We start from the raw sequence: 13448 nt of genomic DNA, 5'->3' as shown, positions 1-13448 counted from the left end.
TTGCCGTGGTTGCCCGGGGTGTGCCCGCGCCGGGGGCCGGTGACTCAAGCGTCCCACGGGGCAGGGGTGCTTTCGCGCCAATGTGCGCCGCGGCGCACGGTGAGTCGGACGCGTACTACCGGGTACGACGTGCCGCTCCTATGCTCCTGCGCCGGACGTGACGCGCCACCGGCGGCAGGAGCTGGGCATGGACGGTACGGGCAGCACACGCAGGAACTTCATCGGCGGAGCGGCGGCCGTCGCGGCGACGGCCGGCACGGCCGCGCTCGGCGGGCGGGCGGAAGCGGCCCCGCGCGCCAGACCGGCCGGGGCGGGCGGCGGCAGATCCGGCGCCGGCCCGAGCGTCGCGGTCCTCGGCGGCGGCGTCGCGGGGCTCACGGCCGCGCACGAACTCGCCGAGCGCGGCTTCCAGGTGACCGTGTACGAGAAGAAGGCGCCCGGCGGCAAGGCCCGCAGCATGGACGTGCCCGGCAGCGCGCGGGGCGGCCGCAAGGCCCTGCCCGGCGAGCACGGCTTCCGCTTCTTCCCCGGCTTCTACCAGAACCTGCCGGACACCATGCGCCGCATCCCCTTCCCCGGCAACCCCAACGGCTGCCACGACAACATCGTGGCCTCGACCGAGGTGATGCTGGCCCGCACCGGCCACGAGGACATCCGGCTGCCGTTCCGCACGGTCGGCAAGCCGCCGCCGCTGCTCACCCCGGACGCCCTGCGCCGCGCGCTGGCCGGCTTCCTCGACGCCTTCGGCAACATCCCCGTCCACGAGACGGTCTACTTCGCGAGCAGGCTGCTCGTCTGGCTCACCAGCTGCGACGCGCGGCGGACGGGTGCGTGGGAGCGGGTGCCGTGGTGGGAGTTCATCCGCGCCGCGAAGATGTCCCCGAACTACCAGCGGCTGCTGGCCATCGGCATCACCCGCAACATCGTGGCCACCAAGGCCGAGGTGGCCAGCACCAAGACGGTGTCGACGTGCATCGAGGCGTTCCTCTTCAACGCCCTGGGGCGGGGCGCGGACGGCGAGCCGGACCGGGTGCTCAACGCCCCGACCAACGAGGCGTGGATCGACCCGTGGGTCGCCCACCTCCGCTCCCTGGGCGTGACGTTCCGGATCGGCTGGGCCGTACGGGACCTGCGGATCGCGCGCGGCCGGATCACCGAGGCGGTCGTACAGGACGCCTCCGGCGCCAAGCAGTCCGTGACCGCCGACCACTTCGTCTCGGCGATGCCCGTCGAGCACGCCCGCACCACCTGGAACGCCCAGGTGCGGGCGGCCGACCCGCAGCTCGCGCGCTGCGACAAGCTGCAGACGGACTGGATGACGGGCATCCAGTTCTATCTGACGGAGCCCACGCCCGTCCTGCACGGCCACGTCAACCACATCGACTCCCCCTGGTCGATCACCTCCGTCGGGCAGGCGCAGTACTGGTCGGGGCGTGACTTCCGCGCCGACTACGGGGACGGTGCGGTCGCGGACTGCCTGTCGGTGGACGTCTCCGAGTGGGACAAGCCCGGCATCCTCTACGGCAAGACCGCCAAGCAGTGCACGCGCGAGGAGGTCGCGCGCGAGGTGTGGGCGCAGATGAAGGCCGGGCTCAACGACACCGGGCGCACGGTCCTGAGCGACGCGAAGATCCACTCCTGGTTCCTGGACCCGGCCGTGGAGATCGGCGGCCCCCGCCCGGTCAACGACGAACAGCTCCTCGTCCACCCCGCCGGCACCTGGTACAACCGCCCCTCGGCGCGCACGGCGATCCCCAACCTCTTCCTGTGCGGGGACTACGTGGCCACCGACATCGACCTCGCGACCATGGAGGGCGCGAACGCCGCGGCGCGGGCCGCGGTCAACGCCCTGCTGGACGAGACGGGTTCGCGGGCGGCGCGGTGCACCATCACCCCGCTCTACCGGGCCCCGGAGCTCGAACTGTTCAAGACCGAGGACGCGATCCGCTACCGGATGGGGCTGCCCAACGCGCTCGACCTGGGGTGACCGGCCGGGTGACCCCACCGGGGTGAAACGCCCCGGGGACGGCGCGTTACGGTCGGGGCATGACGACTGTCGTGGACGTCCCCGGGGTGGGTCCGCTGCTGCGGGAGTGGCGGGAGCGGCGCCGGATCAGCCAGCTGGAGCTCGCCCTGCGCGCCGACTCCTCCGCCCGGCACATCAGCTTCATCGAGACCGGCCGCTCCCGGCCCAGCCAGGAGATGGTCCTGCGCCTCGCGGACCACCTCGACGTGCCCGTCCGGGAGCGCAACACCCTTCTCGTCGCCGCGGGTTACGCCCCGGCCTATCCGGAGCGGCCGCTGGACGACCCGGCCATGGGCGGGCTGCGCGAGGGCCTGGAACGGCTGCTGACGAGCTACGAGCCGTTCCCGGCGCTCGTGGTCAACGGCACGTACGAGGTACTGGCCGCCAACCGGGGCATCGCGGCGCTCCTGGACGGCGTCGCCCCCTCCCTCCTCGTGCCCCCGCTGAACGCCATGCGCCTGACCATGCACCCCGCGGGCCTGGCGCCCCGCATCCGCAACTACCACGAGTGGCGCGCGCACCTGCTGCACCAGATGGAGCGCCGGCTGGCCCTGATGCGCTCCCCCGCCCTGCGCGCCCTCCACGACGAGGTCAGCGCCTACCCCGTCCCCGACTCCGGCCGGGAGCGGGCCCGGCAGGAGGGCGAAGTCCCCTTCGCCCTCCCCATGGTGCTCGACCACGCGGGCCGCACCCTGTCCTTCGTGTCGACCATCGCGACGTTCAACACGCCGATGGACGTGACGGTCTCGGAACTGGCGGTAGAAACGTTCCTGCCGGCAGACCCGGAGACCGCGCGCCTCCTGACCACCCTGCTGCCGTGACCGGCCGCGGCTCGAACCCGGAAAACCGCTCCCGGGCCGCCGCGATCGGGCGTCGAGAGGACCCCCGCCCCTCCCGGACCGGAGTGCGCCGGCCCGGGAGGACGTGCCCCTCACGATGCCGGGTGCGGCGGGGGAAGCGCGATTACTTGCGAGGTAAGGGGGCGCTCCCGCCTACTCCTCTTTAAGGCCCAGCGACTCCTCGATCATCAAGGCGACAGCCGCGTGCCATCGGATGGGATCGGGCCACGCCGGATCCGTCATCGCGCGCAGGTACCCTTCGGCTTCGTTCGTTTCGAGCTCGCTCAACGAGAGGATCGCTTTCTGGCAGAGCCAGTAAGCCGGGGCGTCCGAGCCGATCGAACGCTCCACCAGCCTGAAGATGCTGCCGGCTGCACCGGCCGCTCGGATCTCTCCGAGGATGTCCACCACGTCCTCGTTGTTCAGTTCGGCGATCTCCGCATCGAGGAGGTCGCACAGGACATCGCCGAGGCCGGGCGCCTGCAGCGGAGCGGCCAAGTTGGCGAGCCTCTCCACTCTGCGCCAATCCTGAGCAGCCGCCGACTCCCGGATCCAGCCGGCGATCGCGTCGCCGACACCGGGAACCTCGGCTTCGATGCCTCTGGCGCGCTCCACCGTGATGAAGCCCTTGATCATGGAATCCACCAGATCGACGAGGCGTTCACCCCCGCCGGGTCGCATCACCGATCCGCCACCCTTCGGGACTCGACACTTCTCGGAATTCCGCCCTTCGTCGCGGCTCTGTGCGCAAGGGGCCGGCCACTGTACTGCGGGTGGCTCCGTGGATGCCACCCGCAAGAGCACAGCCGCGAGGCGTCCCGTTCAGCCCTGTTTGCGGTCGACGTATTCGAAGACCGAGCCGTCCGGGTGGCGGGCCACCAGGTTGCGGCCGATCGGGGTGGGTACCGGGCCGGCGATGATCTGGGCGCCTACCGACTCCAGGTCGCCCAGGGCCTCCTCGACGTCCGTCACCGCGATCGTGGCGGTGATCTTGCGCAGGATGGACAGCTCCTTCTCCGGTCCGCTCATGAGGAAGAAGCAGCCGACCGCGGCCACCGCGACGCCGCCGCGGTGGAAGCGCAGCGCTTCGGCACCGGTCAGGCGTTCGTAGACACCGATTGCGTGGTCCAGATCATCGACGCACACCCGTAGCGAGGTCCCCAGAATGTTCATGGGAGCAAGGCTAGTTGGCCGCACGGCACGGTGCGGGGCGGTTCAGGCGCGGCACAGGAGTTCGCTGTTCAGTACGGCGAACCAGGCGTCCTCGTGGCGGCCCCATTCCCGCCAGGCGGCGGCCGTGCGGTCGAGGCGGGCCCGGTCGGCGTGTCCGCCGTCGACGGCGAGCCGGGCGTACGCGGAGGCGGTCGTGCGGTCCGCCCACAGTTCGCTCCACCAGGAGCGTTCCTCTTCGGTGGCGTAGCACCAGGCGCTCGCCGTGGCCGTCACGTCGGTGAAGCCCGCCTGCCGGGCCCAGGACAGCAGGCGGCGCCCGGCGTCGGGCTCGCCGCCGGCGGCGCGGGCGACGCGCCGGTAGAGGTCCCGCCAGTCGTCCAGGCCGGGGACGGCGGGGTACCAGGTCATGGCGGAGTAGTCCGCGTCGCGGACGGCGACGAGCCCGCCGGGGCGGCAGACGCGGCGCATCTCGCGCAGCGCGCGCACGGGGTCGCCGACGTGCTGGAGCACCTGGTGGGCGTGGACGACGTCGAAGGACCCGTCGGGGAAGTCCAGGGCCAGGACGTCGCCGGTCGTGAAGGCGGCGTTGGTCAGCCCGCGGGCGGCGGCCGTCGCGCGGGCCGCGCCGAGCACCTCCTCGGCGGCGTCCAGGCCGGTGACCCGGCCCTGCGGGACCAGGGCGGCCAGGTCGGCGGTGATGGTGCCCGGTCCGCAGCCGACGTCGAGGATCTCCAGGTGCGGTTCCAGCTCCGGCAGCAGGTACGCGGCGGAGTTGGCGGCCGTGCGCCAGGTGTGCGAGCGCAGGACCGACTCGTGGTGGCCATGGGTGTACACGGTGGTTTCGTCATCAGCCATGACGGCACCGTAGACAGTCGTCTCGGATTGCGAGAGTGGCGTCTCATATTTCAGACGCCGCGTCCCCTGAGGTCCCATTCCGTCGGCAGGCGGTACACCACCAGCGCCTCGTTCTCCTTCCGCAACGTCAACTCCGCCGGCGCGGGCGCGATTTCACCGTCGTACGCCAGGTGCGTCCCCCGCCGGATGCCGCTGATCCGCAGGCTGCGCACCCGGGCCGTCCTGAGCACCGGCGAGTGCTTCAGGCTGCCGCCCAGCGCCGCGGCGAGCAGGCGCGTACGGGCCAGGGGGCCGCCCGAGACCGTGCGGACGTCCAGCACGCCGTCCGCCAGGTCGTGCCGCCGCACCGGCGCCAGACCCAGCCCGCGGTAGGTGCAGTTGCCCGCGAACAGCATCCACAGCCGGCGCCGCCTGCCGTCCACCTCCAGCCGGAGCGGCCGCGCCGTGCGCAGCACGTGCACCGCCGCCAGCACGCCCGCGGGCCAGGCCCCGGTGCGCGGCGCCCAGCGCTCGCGCACGCGCACCAGCTCCGGGTACGCGCCGATGCTGAAGGTGTTGAGGAACCAGCCCGCCTCCTCGCCGTCGCCCGCGCACATCCGCACCATGTCGACCGCGACGGCCTCCCCGGCCTCCACGGCCCGGCAGGCGTCGGCGAGGGACTCGATGCCCAGGTCGTAGGCGAAGTGGTTGTACGTGCCGCCGGGCAGGACCGCGAGCGGCAGCCGGTGGCGCCGGGCCACGGCCGCCGCCGCGTTGACGGTGCCGTCGCCGCCGAACACGCCGAGGGCGCCGTCCAGTTCCCGGGCCCGGAGCGCCGCCGACTCCAGCGCCTTCCCGAGGTCCCCTTCCCCGTCCCCGCCGTCCTGGCCATACCCGGTGACCTCCGCGAGCGGCAGCGCCGAGCGCACCTCCTGCACCGGATCCGTGCGCACCCCCGCCGCCCGCTGCCCGGACCCGGCGTTGACGACCACCACCAGCCCCTCGCCGCGCGGCAGGGCCGGGGCGTCCGCCCGCGGCCGGGCCGGGGGTGCCAGCTGGGCGCGGGTGGGCGCGATGCCGCGCACGGCGAACGCGGCACCCGCGCCCAGCGCCGCCCCCGCCAGCACGTCACCCGGATAGTGGACACCGGTGTAGACGCGGGAGAAGCACACCGAGGCCGCCACCGGCGCGAGGGCCAGCCCCCACGCCGGGTTCTCCAGCGCGACGCCCGTCGTGAAGGCGACCGCCGACGCCGAGTGCCCCGAGGGGAACGACGTCGTGAAGGGCTGCCGGGACAGCTGCCGGACGAGCGGCACCGCGTCCAGCACCGGGCGCAGCCGCCGCACCGACCGCTTGCCCACCGTGTTCACGGTCGCCGAGGCGACGGCCAGCGACGCCACCCCGCGCAGGGCGGCGCGGCGCGCGGGCCGCCCGCCTGCCAGGGCCGCGCCCGCCGCCACGCCGAACCACAGCAGCCCGTGGTCGGCGCTGCGCGACAGGCGGGGCAGGACGCGGTCGCCGCCGGGCCAGTGCCGGGCCGCCACCGCGAGGAACGCCGCCCGGTCCCAGGAACTCACGATCTTCCGCATGGCCCACGTGTACCCCGCCGGCGGGGTCCGACGCCGCCGGACCCACCGCTCGGGCCCACCGCTCGGACCCGCCACCCGGACGCACGGTCCGGCCCCGCCGGGCGGGCGCCCGGGGCGCCGCGCGCCGACAATGGGCCCATGACCGATGCGACGCTGCTCAAGCGGCACCACGAAGCGCTCGCGCTGTTCACCGAGCGCGTGCACGCCGTCCGCCCCGGCCAGTGGGACGAACCGACGCCCTGCACCGAGTGGTCCGTGCGCGACCTCGTCAACCATCTGGCCGTGGAGCAGCTGTGGGTGCCGCCGCTGCTGGAGGGCCGGTCCATCGACGATGTCGGTGACGCGCTGGACGGCGATCAGCTGGGGGACGACCCGGTGGCCGTCTGGGACGCGGCCGCGGACGCCGCGCGCGAGGCGTTCGCGGCGCCCGGGGCCCTGGAGCGGACGGTGGAGCTGTCCTCCGGGCCGTCCGACACCCGCGGGTACTGCTCGCAGATGACGGCGGACGCGGTCGTGCACGCGTGGGACCTGGCCCGGGCGATCGGCGCGGACGAGCATCTGCCCGGGCCGCTGGTGGAGCTCACGCGGCGCGAAGTGGAGCCGTACATCGACAGCCTGGCGGGTACGGGCCTGTTCGCCGAGCCGGTGGAGCCGCCGGCCGGCGCCGACGCGCAGACCGTGCTGCTCGCGCAGCTCGGGCGCCGGGTCTGAGGACGTCCCCTCTCCCGGGCCGCCGGCGGCTCTTCGGACCCGGACGGCCGACCGGCAGGGTCCGGGTAATCGGCACCGCGCTGGGCAGGATGCCGCCATGGCCTCCCCACTCACGCTCCTCACGCCCCGCCTCACCCTGCGCCGCTGGCGCACGGACGACATCGAGCCGATGGCCGCCGTCAACGCCGACCCCGAAGTGATGCGCTGGACGGGCGACGGCTCGGTGCACGACCGGGAACGGACCGCGGCCGCCGTCGCGGCGTGGGAACAGGGGTGGGAGGAGCACGGCGTGGGCCTCTTCGCCGTCGAAGTGCGCCGGTCGCGGCGGCTGGCCGGCTTCGCGGGCCTGTCCGTGCCCGCCGAACTGCCCGAGCTGCGCCCGGCCGTGGAGATCGGCTGGCGGCTCGGCCGCCCGTTCTGGGACGACGGCCTGGCGACCGAGGCGGCGCGCGCCGTCCTGGACTTCGCGTTCCGCGACCGCGGGCTCGCCCGGGTCGTCGGCGTGCACCGCACCGGCCACGAGGCCCCCGCGGCGGTCATGCGCAAGCTGGGGATGCGCCACGACCGGGAGACGACGCACCCGCAGTACGGCGTGCCGGTCTGCGTCCACGTCATCGAGGCGCGGCCGTAGGACCTCCGTGCGCGCCTCCGGCCGGGTCGCTGCCGGGCAGGGTCAGGGGCAGGGCGCTCCGGGAGGAGGGCGCCGGGCCCGGCCACCCGGGAAGGGTGCGGGCCCCGGGAAGGACGCGGGACCCGCCGACGGGCAGGTCCCACAGGTCCTCGCGCGGGCGGCCCGTCGCCTCCCAGGCGGCGCGGACGCGGCGCAGGGGCTCCAGCGGCGGCTCGGCCGAGAGGATGAAGGTCGACCAGTGCATGGGGGCCATGGCCCGGGCGCCCAGGTCCTGGCAGGCGGTGACGGCCTCCTCGGGGTCGGTGTGGACCGTGCCCAGCATCCAGCGCGGGTCGTACGCGCCGATCGGCAGCAGGGCGAGGTCGATGCCGTCGTAGCGGCGGCCGATGCGCTCGAACCAGTGGCCGTAGCCGGTGTCGCCCGCGAAGTAGACGCGCTGCCCGCTGGGGGCGGTCATCACCCAGCCGCCCCACAGCGAGCGGCAGGTGTCGGTCAGGGTGCGCTTGCTCCAGTGGTGGGCCGGGACGAAGTCGAAGCGGACGGGGCCGGCCGGGCCGGGCAGTTCGACGGCCTCCCACCAGTCGAGCTCGGTGACGTGCGTGAAGCGGCGCCGCCGGGCCCAGCGGGCCAGCCCGGCCGGCAGGAGCAGCGGGGTGTGGCGGGGCAGCCGTTTGAGGGTGGGCGCGTCGAGGTGGTCGTAGTGGTTGTGGCTGATGACGACCGCGTCGATCCGCGGCAGGTCCTGCCAGCGGACCCCGACCGGGGTGAGCCGGGGCGGCGTGCCGAGGATCCTGCGCGACCAGACGGGGTCGGTGAGCACGGTCAGACCGCCGGTGCGCACGACCCAGCTGGCGTGCCCGGCCCAGGTGACCGCGGTGGTGTAGGCGTCGGTGACCGGCAGCGGACCGGGCTCGACCGGCAGCGCGGCGATCTCCCGCAGGGCCTCGGCGCCGGGCCGCAGCCGCCCCTCGCGGGCCAGCCGGGCGAGGGCGCGCACGCCGGGCAGGGGCGCGGTGAGGCGGTCGGCGAACGACCTGGGCCAGATGCGGATCTCACCGAGCGGGCGCGGCTCGGCGAGAGGGCGCTCGGTCTGTTCGGTCATCGAGGGGGCTCCAATCGCTGGGGAACCGGGGCGGTGCGGCGTGTCCGGCGCGGCGTGCGCCGGGTCCCGCACGACCGGCCACGGTAGGTCAGCCGCCGGCGAGCCGGCCGAAGGCCGATCCGAAACTGGTCAGTGCGGCGGCGACCCCCGGCGCGGCCAGCGGGTCCGGAGCCTCCAGGGCGCGCCGGCGCTCCTCGTCGGTGTCGCCGAGGAGGGGCGGGGTGGAGATGCGGACCCGCAGGGCGTCGGGGGCGTCGCCGAAGCGGTGGCCGCCGGGCACGGGGCGGCCGAGCGCGGTGCTCAGGTGCGCTTCGAGCTCGACGGAGTCGGTGATGGCGCGGTCGGCGAGGGCGGCGCGCAGCTCGCCGAGGTCGGCGTAGAGGTAGGGACCGGCCTGCGAGGGGCGGCTGAGGACGCCGGCCGCGGTGAGGTGCTCGCGCGCGGCGTCGGCGAGGGCGCCGTAGATCCGGACGGCGGCGGCGGCCCGGGCCCGGACGGGCCCGGGCTCGTCGAGGGCGTAGGCGGCGGCCGCGGCGACGGGCGGCGCCAGCTCGGCCCGGACGGCGGCGAGCGCGGAGGTGACCCGGGCGCGCAGGGCGGGGCCGCGCCCGGCGGTGGGGAAGCGGGCGACGGCGGCGGGCCAGGCCGTGGGGAAGAGGCCGCCGGCCAGGTCGGTGAGGACGACGACGTGGTCGGGCCACATCTCGGCGGGGCCGAAGAAGACCGTTCCGCCGGGGTCGTGGCGCATGTCGCGCCAGGTCTCGTCGCTGACGACGGTCAGCTCCTCGCCGACGGCGGCCTCGCACACCTCGTGCAGGAGCTCGGGCGGGGTGACCGAGCCGGTGGGGTCGTCGGCGACCGACAGGACGAGCACGCGCGGTCTGCCGCCCTCGGCGCGGATCCGGCGCACGGTCTCCAGCAGCGCGAAGGGGTCGGGGACGCCGCCGCACTCGGCGGGCACCGGCACGTGGTAGGTGGGGCGGCCGGCGAGCCGGGCGAGCGGCGGGTACCAGGCGGCGCACGGGCGCGTGAGCAGGACGTCGCCGCCGGCCCCCGCGAGGACCGCGAGCAGCAGGGGCTGGGCCCCGGGCGCGGCGACGACGTGCTCGGGCGCGGTGGGCAGGCCGCGGCGCGCCCAGTAGCCGCAGGCGGCCTCGCGCAGGGCGTCCCCGCCGCCGACCGGTTCGGGTGCGCTGTCCCGGGCGGCCTGCGCGAGGCGCGCGGCGAGCTCCGGCAGCACGGGCAGCCCGCGCTCGGGCGCCGTGCCGGCCGGGAGCGCGGGAAAGCTGACCTGCATCCGTCCGTACCTCCGACCGCCGCGCCGTCCGCACCGGGCGGCAGCGCCTGTACGGCACCGGGGCCGCCTGCTGCCGCCCCCGTCCACCTTCGCAGATCAGGGGGTGCGGAGCGGGCCGACACGGGCGGGCGGGTGACGTCGTTCGGCCGGGGCCGGGCGGGTGCGGCCCGCGCGGGGCGGGGGCGGCGGCCGGTCCGGGGGCGGCTGGACGAATCACGGCCCGGGGCCCGTATCGCAGCACCATTTGCGGCCGCCGGGCGGGGGCGGCGGGACAAAAACAAAGGATTTTGCGGACTGCCCAGCTCCGGTCACCATGTCGTGTCGCACATCCTGGCGAACCTGCCCGCTGGACCGAGAGGCACACCCCCTCATGCACGACACCGACGGCACGCACACCCGCCGTTTCGGCCTCCCGACCGCCACTGCCCTGGTCATGGGCAACATCATCGGCGGCGGCATCTTCCTGCTGCCCGCGTCCGTCGCCCCGTTCGGCACGGTCAGCCTGCTCGCGTTCGGCGTCCTCACCGTCGGCGCCATCGCCCTGGCCCTGGTCTTCGGGCGCCTCGCGGAGCGCCATCCGAGGACCGGCGGCCCGTACGTCTACGCGCGCGAGGCCTTCGGCGACTTCGCCGGCTTCCTGTCCGCCTGGTCGTTCTGGACCATGACGTGGGTGAGCAACGCGGCCCTCGCCGTGGCCGGCGTCGGCTACCTGCACGTCATGACCGGCAAGGGCTCCATGGCCGGGGACCTCGCGATGGCGCTGGCGATGCTGTGGCTGCCCACGCTCGCGAACCTGGCCGGCACGCGCTGGGTCGGCGCGGTCCAGATGATCTCCACGGTGATGAAGTTCGTGCCGCTGCTGTTCGTCGCGGTCGTCGGCCTGTTCTTCTTCGACCCGGACAAGCTGGGCTCGTTCACCACCTCCGACGGCAACTGGACCGGCGGGCTGACGGCGTCGGCCGCGATCCTGCTCTACTCCTACGTGGGCGTGGAGTCCGCCGCGATGAGCGCGGGCGAGGTCCGCGACCCGGAGCGCAACGTGGGGCGCGCGAGCGTCCTGGGCACCGTGGGCGCGGCGCTGGTCTACCTCCTGGGCACGGTCTCGGTCTTCGGCACCGTCGAGCACGACAAGCTGGTGGAGTCCACGGCGCCCTTCTCGGACGCGGTCGACGTGATGTTCGGCGGCCACTGGGGCGGCACGCTGATCGCCCTCTGCGCCGTGATCTCCATCGTGGGCGCCCTCAACGGCTGGACGCTGATGAGCGCCCAGGCCCCCTACGCCGCCGCGAAGGACGGGCTGTTCCCGGCCGCGTTCGGGAAGAAGAAGCGCGGCGTGCCGACGTTCGGCGTGCTCGCCGCCGCGGTCCTCGCCTCGCTGCTGACCGTCGTCAACTACACCTCGGGCGTGGGCGGGGTCTTCGAGATCCTCGTCCTCATCACGACGTTCTCCGCGACGGTCCCGTACCTGCTGGCCGCCGCCGCGCAGGTGTACTTCCTGCTCACGGGGCAGCGGGACAAGGTCCGCACCGGGCGCTTCGTCCGTGACATGGCGCTCGCGCTGGGCGCGTTCGCCTTCTCCTTCTGGCTGGTGGCGGGCGCCGGGTACGCGGCCGTCTACCAGGGCGTGCTGTTCCTCTTCGCCGGCATCCTCGTCTACGTGTGGCTGACGGCCCGCCGCTCCACGGAGCAGGCCGCGGCGCAGGACGGGGCCGGCGCGCAGTCCGCCGCCCCGGAGCGGGCCGGGACGGCGGAGCGAGCGGAGCAGGCGGAGGCCGTCAGGCCGTGACGCCGCCGTCGAGGACGAGGTCGGCACCCACGGTGTAGCCGGCCTCGTCCGAGGCGAGGTGGAGCACGGCGGAGGCGATCTCGTCGGGGGTGCCCGCGCGGCCGGCCGGCACCTCGCGGCTCATGCGCTCGGCCTTGTCGAGCGAGGACTCGCCGGGGCGCGAGGACATCGGCGTCTCGACGGGCCCGGGGCTCACGGCGTTGATCCGCACGCCCTCGCCGATGTGGTCCAGCGCGGCGTTGCGCGTCAGGGCGGAGACGGCCGCCTTCGTGGCCGTGTACGCGCCGAATCCCGGCTTCCTGCGGTGGGCGCCGACGTTGGACGCGATGTTCACGATGGCGCCGCCGCCGTTGGCGCGCATGTGCCCGATCTCGTACTTCATGGACAGCCAGACGCCCTTGAGGTTGGTCTCGACGATCCGGTCGAAGTCCTCCTCGGGCACGTCCGCCACCTTGGCCGGGGGAACGGCCAGACCCACGTTGTTGACGGCGACGTCGAGGCTGCCGAAGCGCGCGACGGTCTGCTCCACCAGGGCCCGCACGTCCTCGGCCCGGGTCACGTCCGCGGTGACGGCGACCGCCTCGCCGCCCTCCGCCTCCACGAAGGCCACGGTCTCCTTCAGCGGCTCCTCCCTGCGGCCCGCGACCACCACCCGGGCGCCCTCCCGGGCGAAGGCAAGGGCGATGGCCTGGCCGATTCCCGTACCGCCGCCGGTGACGAGGACGGTCCGGCCGGTGAAACGTGCGGTCATGTCGACACTCCTAAGCAATGGGTCGCATAAAGGCGGGTGTGTTGCATGAGATGCCGTGACGGCGGCAGCGGTCCGGAAAAGCAGCAGGAGTCCGTCACCTTGGCTTCGGTTCACTCGCTCCGGTTCACTCCAGCAGGGTGAGGGCCTGTGCGGCCGCGTCCCGCAGCCGGGCCCGGCCGGGCACCGCCTTGCCGACCACCCGCATGCCCTGCATCAGCACGAGCAGCATCCGGGCGAGGGCCGCGGGGTCGCGGCCGGCCGGCAGTTCACCCTGCTCCTGAGCCCGCGTCAGTGCGGCGGTGAGCGCCGCCTCCAGGGCGAGCCAGCTCTCCTCGACGCCGCGGGCCGCGGCGGGGTCGTGCGGCGCCAGTTCGACGGCGGTGTTGGTGACGAAACAGCCGCGCCGCAGTTCGTCGTCGGCCGCCTCGTCGGCGAAGCGGGTCACCAGCCCCCGCACGGCCGGCAGGGCCGGGCCGGGGCGCGAGAGCTCCTCGGCCACGCGCGGGCTGTGCTGCTCGCTGTAGCGCTGCAGCGCCTTGAGGTAGAGCTCGTGCTTGCTGCCGAACGTCGCGTACAGGCTGGCCCGTGCGATGCCCAGGTGACCGACGAGGTCGGCCATCGACGTCGCTTCGTAGCCGCGCCGCCAGAACAGCTCGACGGCCGACTGGAGCGCGGCATCCGGATCGAATTCCTTGGTCCTGGCCATGAG

Annotated in this window: 13 protein-coding genes; 5 read left to right on the top strand and 8 right to left on the bottom strand. The window is 74.5% G+C overall.

Annotated elements, in window-relative coordinates; translation table 11 throughout:
• Positions 1-187: 187 nt before the first annotated feature.
• Complete coding sequence (locus tag NQU55_RS31125; RefSeq protein ID WP_168093214.1) at positions 188-1987, top strand: hydroxysqualene dehydroxylase; 1800 nt, start codon at positions 188-190, stop codon at positions 1985-1987.
• Positions 1988-2046: 59 nt separating this feature from the next.
• Positions 2047-2847: a helix-turn-helix transcriptional regulator gene (locus NQU55_RS31120; RefSeq protein ID WP_168093215.1), complete on the top strand. Its 801-nt coding sequence runs from the start codon at positions 2047-2049 to the stop codon at positions 2845-2847.
• Between the two features lie 171 nt (positions 2848-3018).
• Here the strand turns inward: NQU55_RS31120 and NQU55_RS31115 are convergent, their stop codons facing one another.
• From NQU55_RS31115 to NQU55_RS31100, 4 genes are all read right to left on the bottom strand, one after another.
• Entirely contained in the window at positions 3019-3549 is a 531-nt protein-coding gene (locus tag NQU55_RS31115; RefSeq protein ID WP_168093216.1) for a hypothetical protein, read from the bottom strand.
• 138 nt (positions 3550-3687) lie between these two features.
• Positions 3688-4038, bottom strand: a complete 351-nt coding sequence (locus NQU55_RS31110) for a VOC family protein (RefSeq protein WP_168093217.1) — start codon at positions 4036-4038, stop codon at positions 3688-3690.
• Between the two features lie 42 nt (positions 4039-4080).
• Positions 4081-4893 (bottom strand): methyltransferase domain-containing protein, encoded by an 813-nt coding sequence (locus NQU55_RS31105; RefSeq protein WP_168093218.1) that lies wholly within the window; start codon positions 4891-4893, stop codon positions 4081-4083.
• A gap of 50 nt (positions 4894-4943) precedes the next feature.
• Complete coding sequence (locus NQU55_RS31100) at positions 4944-6461, bottom strand: bifunctional phosphatase PAP2/diacylglycerol kinase family protein (RefSeq protein ID WP_168093219.1); 1518 nt, start codon at positions 6459-6461, stop codon at positions 4944-4946.
• Positions 6462-6599: 138 nt separating this feature from the next.
• On the opposite strand from NQU55_RS31100, the gene NQU55_RS31095 reads away from it, so the two are divergent.
• Both NQU55_RS31095 and NQU55_RS31090 read left to right on the top strand, forming a co-directional pair.
• A complete protein-coding gene (locus NQU55_RS31095) occupies positions 6600-7172 on the top strand; it encodes a TIGR03086 family metal-binding protein (RefSeq protein WP_168093220.1) in 573 nt (190 codons plus the stop codon).
• 97 nt (positions 7173-7269) lie between these two features.
• Positions 7270-7803 carry a GNAT family N-acetyltransferase gene (locus NQU55_RS31090; RefSeq protein WP_168093221.1) on the top strand — a complete coding sequence of 178 codons (534 nt, stop codon included), beginning with the start codon at positions 7270-7272 and terminating at the stop codon, positions 7801-7803.
• Here NQU55_RS31090 and NQU55_RS31085 read toward each other — a convergent pair.
• A complete protein-coding gene (locus NQU55_RS31085) occupies positions 7784-8905 on the bottom strand; it encodes an MBL fold metallo-hydrolase (protein WP_168093222.1) in 1122 nt (373 codons plus the stop codon). The two genes, NQU55_RS31090 and NQU55_RS31085, sit on opposite strands and share 20 nt — an antisense overlap.
• An 88-nt stretch (positions 8906-8993) precedes the next feature.
• On the bottom strand, positions 8994-10202 hold the full coding sequence (locus tag NQU55_RS31080; protein ID WP_168093223.1) for an aminotransferase class I/II-fold pyridoxal phosphate-dependent enzyme: 1209 nt from the start codon (positions 10200-10202) through the stop codon (positions 8994-8996).
• Between the two features lie 370 nt (positions 10203-10572).
• Here NQU55_RS31080 and NQU55_RS31075 point away from each other — a divergent pair, with 370 nt between their 5' ends.
• A complete protein-coding gene (locus tag NQU55_RS31075; protein ID WP_256791565.1) occupies positions 10573-11988 on the top strand; it encodes an amino acid permease in 1416 nt (471 codons plus the stop codon).
• Here the strand turns inward: NQU55_RS31075 and NQU55_RS31070 are convergent.
• Entirely contained in the window at positions 11978-12739 is a 762-nt protein-coding gene (locus NQU55_RS31070) for an SDR family NAD(P)-dependent oxidoreductase (protein ID WP_168091072.1), read from the bottom strand. The genes NQU55_RS31075 and NQU55_RS31070 overlap by 11 nt on opposite strands.
• Positions 12740-12863: 124 nt before the next feature.
• Entirely contained in the window at positions 12864-13445 is a 582-nt protein-coding gene (locus NQU55_RS31065) for a TetR/AcrR family transcriptional regulator (protein ID WP_168091071.1), read from the bottom strand.
• Between the last annotated feature and the right edge of the window lie 3 nt (positions 13446-13448).

It is taken from the genome of Streptomyces telluris, assembly GCF_024519335.1.
Taxonomy (GTDB): Bacteria; Actinomycetota; Actinomycetes; order Streptomycetales; family Streptomycetaceae; genus Streptomyces; species Streptomyces telluris.
The sequence above is the reverse complement of the archived record's forward strand: the minus strand, read 5'-3'. Positions and strand labels throughout refer to the sequence as shown.

What these genes read in the sequence shown, in the direction of transcription:
- NQU55_RS31125 (WP_168093214.1), top strand. Translation starts at nt 188, where the DNA reads ATGGACGGTACGGGCAGCACACGCAGGAACTTCATCGGCGGAGCGGCG.
- NQU55_RS31120 (WP_168093215.1), top strand. Translation starts at nt 2,047, where the DNA reads ATGACGACTGTCGTGGACGTCCCCGGGGTGGGTCCGCTGCTGCGGGAG.
- NQU55_RS31110 (WP_168093217.1), bottom strand. Translation starts at nt 4,038, where the DNA reads ATGAACATTCTGGGGACCTCGCTACGGGTGTGCGTCGATGATCTGGAC.
- NQU55_RS31105 (WP_168093218.1), bottom strand. Translation starts at nt 4,893, where the DNA reads ATGGCTGATGACGAAACCACCGTGTACACCCATGGCCACCACGAGTCG.
- NQU55_RS31100 (WP_168093219.1), bottom strand. Translation starts at nt 6,461, where the DNA reads ATGCGGAAGATCGTGAGTTCCTGGGACCGGGCGGCGTTCCTCGCGGTG.
- NQU55_RS31095 (WP_168093220.1), top strand. Translation starts at nt 6,600, where the DNA reads ATGACCGATGCGACGCTGCTCAAGCGGCACCACGAAGCGCTCGCGCTG.
- NQU55_RS31090 (WP_168093221.1), top strand. Translation starts at nt 7,270, where the DNA reads ATGGCCTCCCCACTCACGCTCCTCACGCCCCGCCTCACCCTGCGCCGC.
- NQU55_RS31085 (WP_168093222.1), bottom strand. Translation starts at nt 8,905, where the DNA reads ATGACCGAACAGACCGAGCGCCCTCTCGCCGAGCCGCGCCCGCTCGGT.
- NQU55_RS31080 (WP_168093223.1), bottom strand. Translation starts at nt 10,202, where the DNA reads ATGCAGGTCAGCTTTCCCGCGCTCCCGGCCGGCACGGCGCCCGAGCGC.
- NQU55_RS31075 (WP_256791565.1), top strand. Translation starts at nt 10,573, where the DNA reads ATGCACGACACCGACGGCACGCACACCCGCCGTTTCGGCCTCCCGACC.
- NQU55_RS31070 (WP_168091072.1), bottom strand. Translation starts at nt 12,739, where the DNA reads ATGACCGCACGTTTCACCGGCCGGACCGTCCTCGTCACCGGCGGCGGT.
- NQU55_RS31065 (WP_168091071.1), bottom strand. Translation starts at nt 13,445, where the DNA reads ATGGCCAGGACCAAGGAATTCGATCCGGATGCCGCGCTCCAGTCGGCC.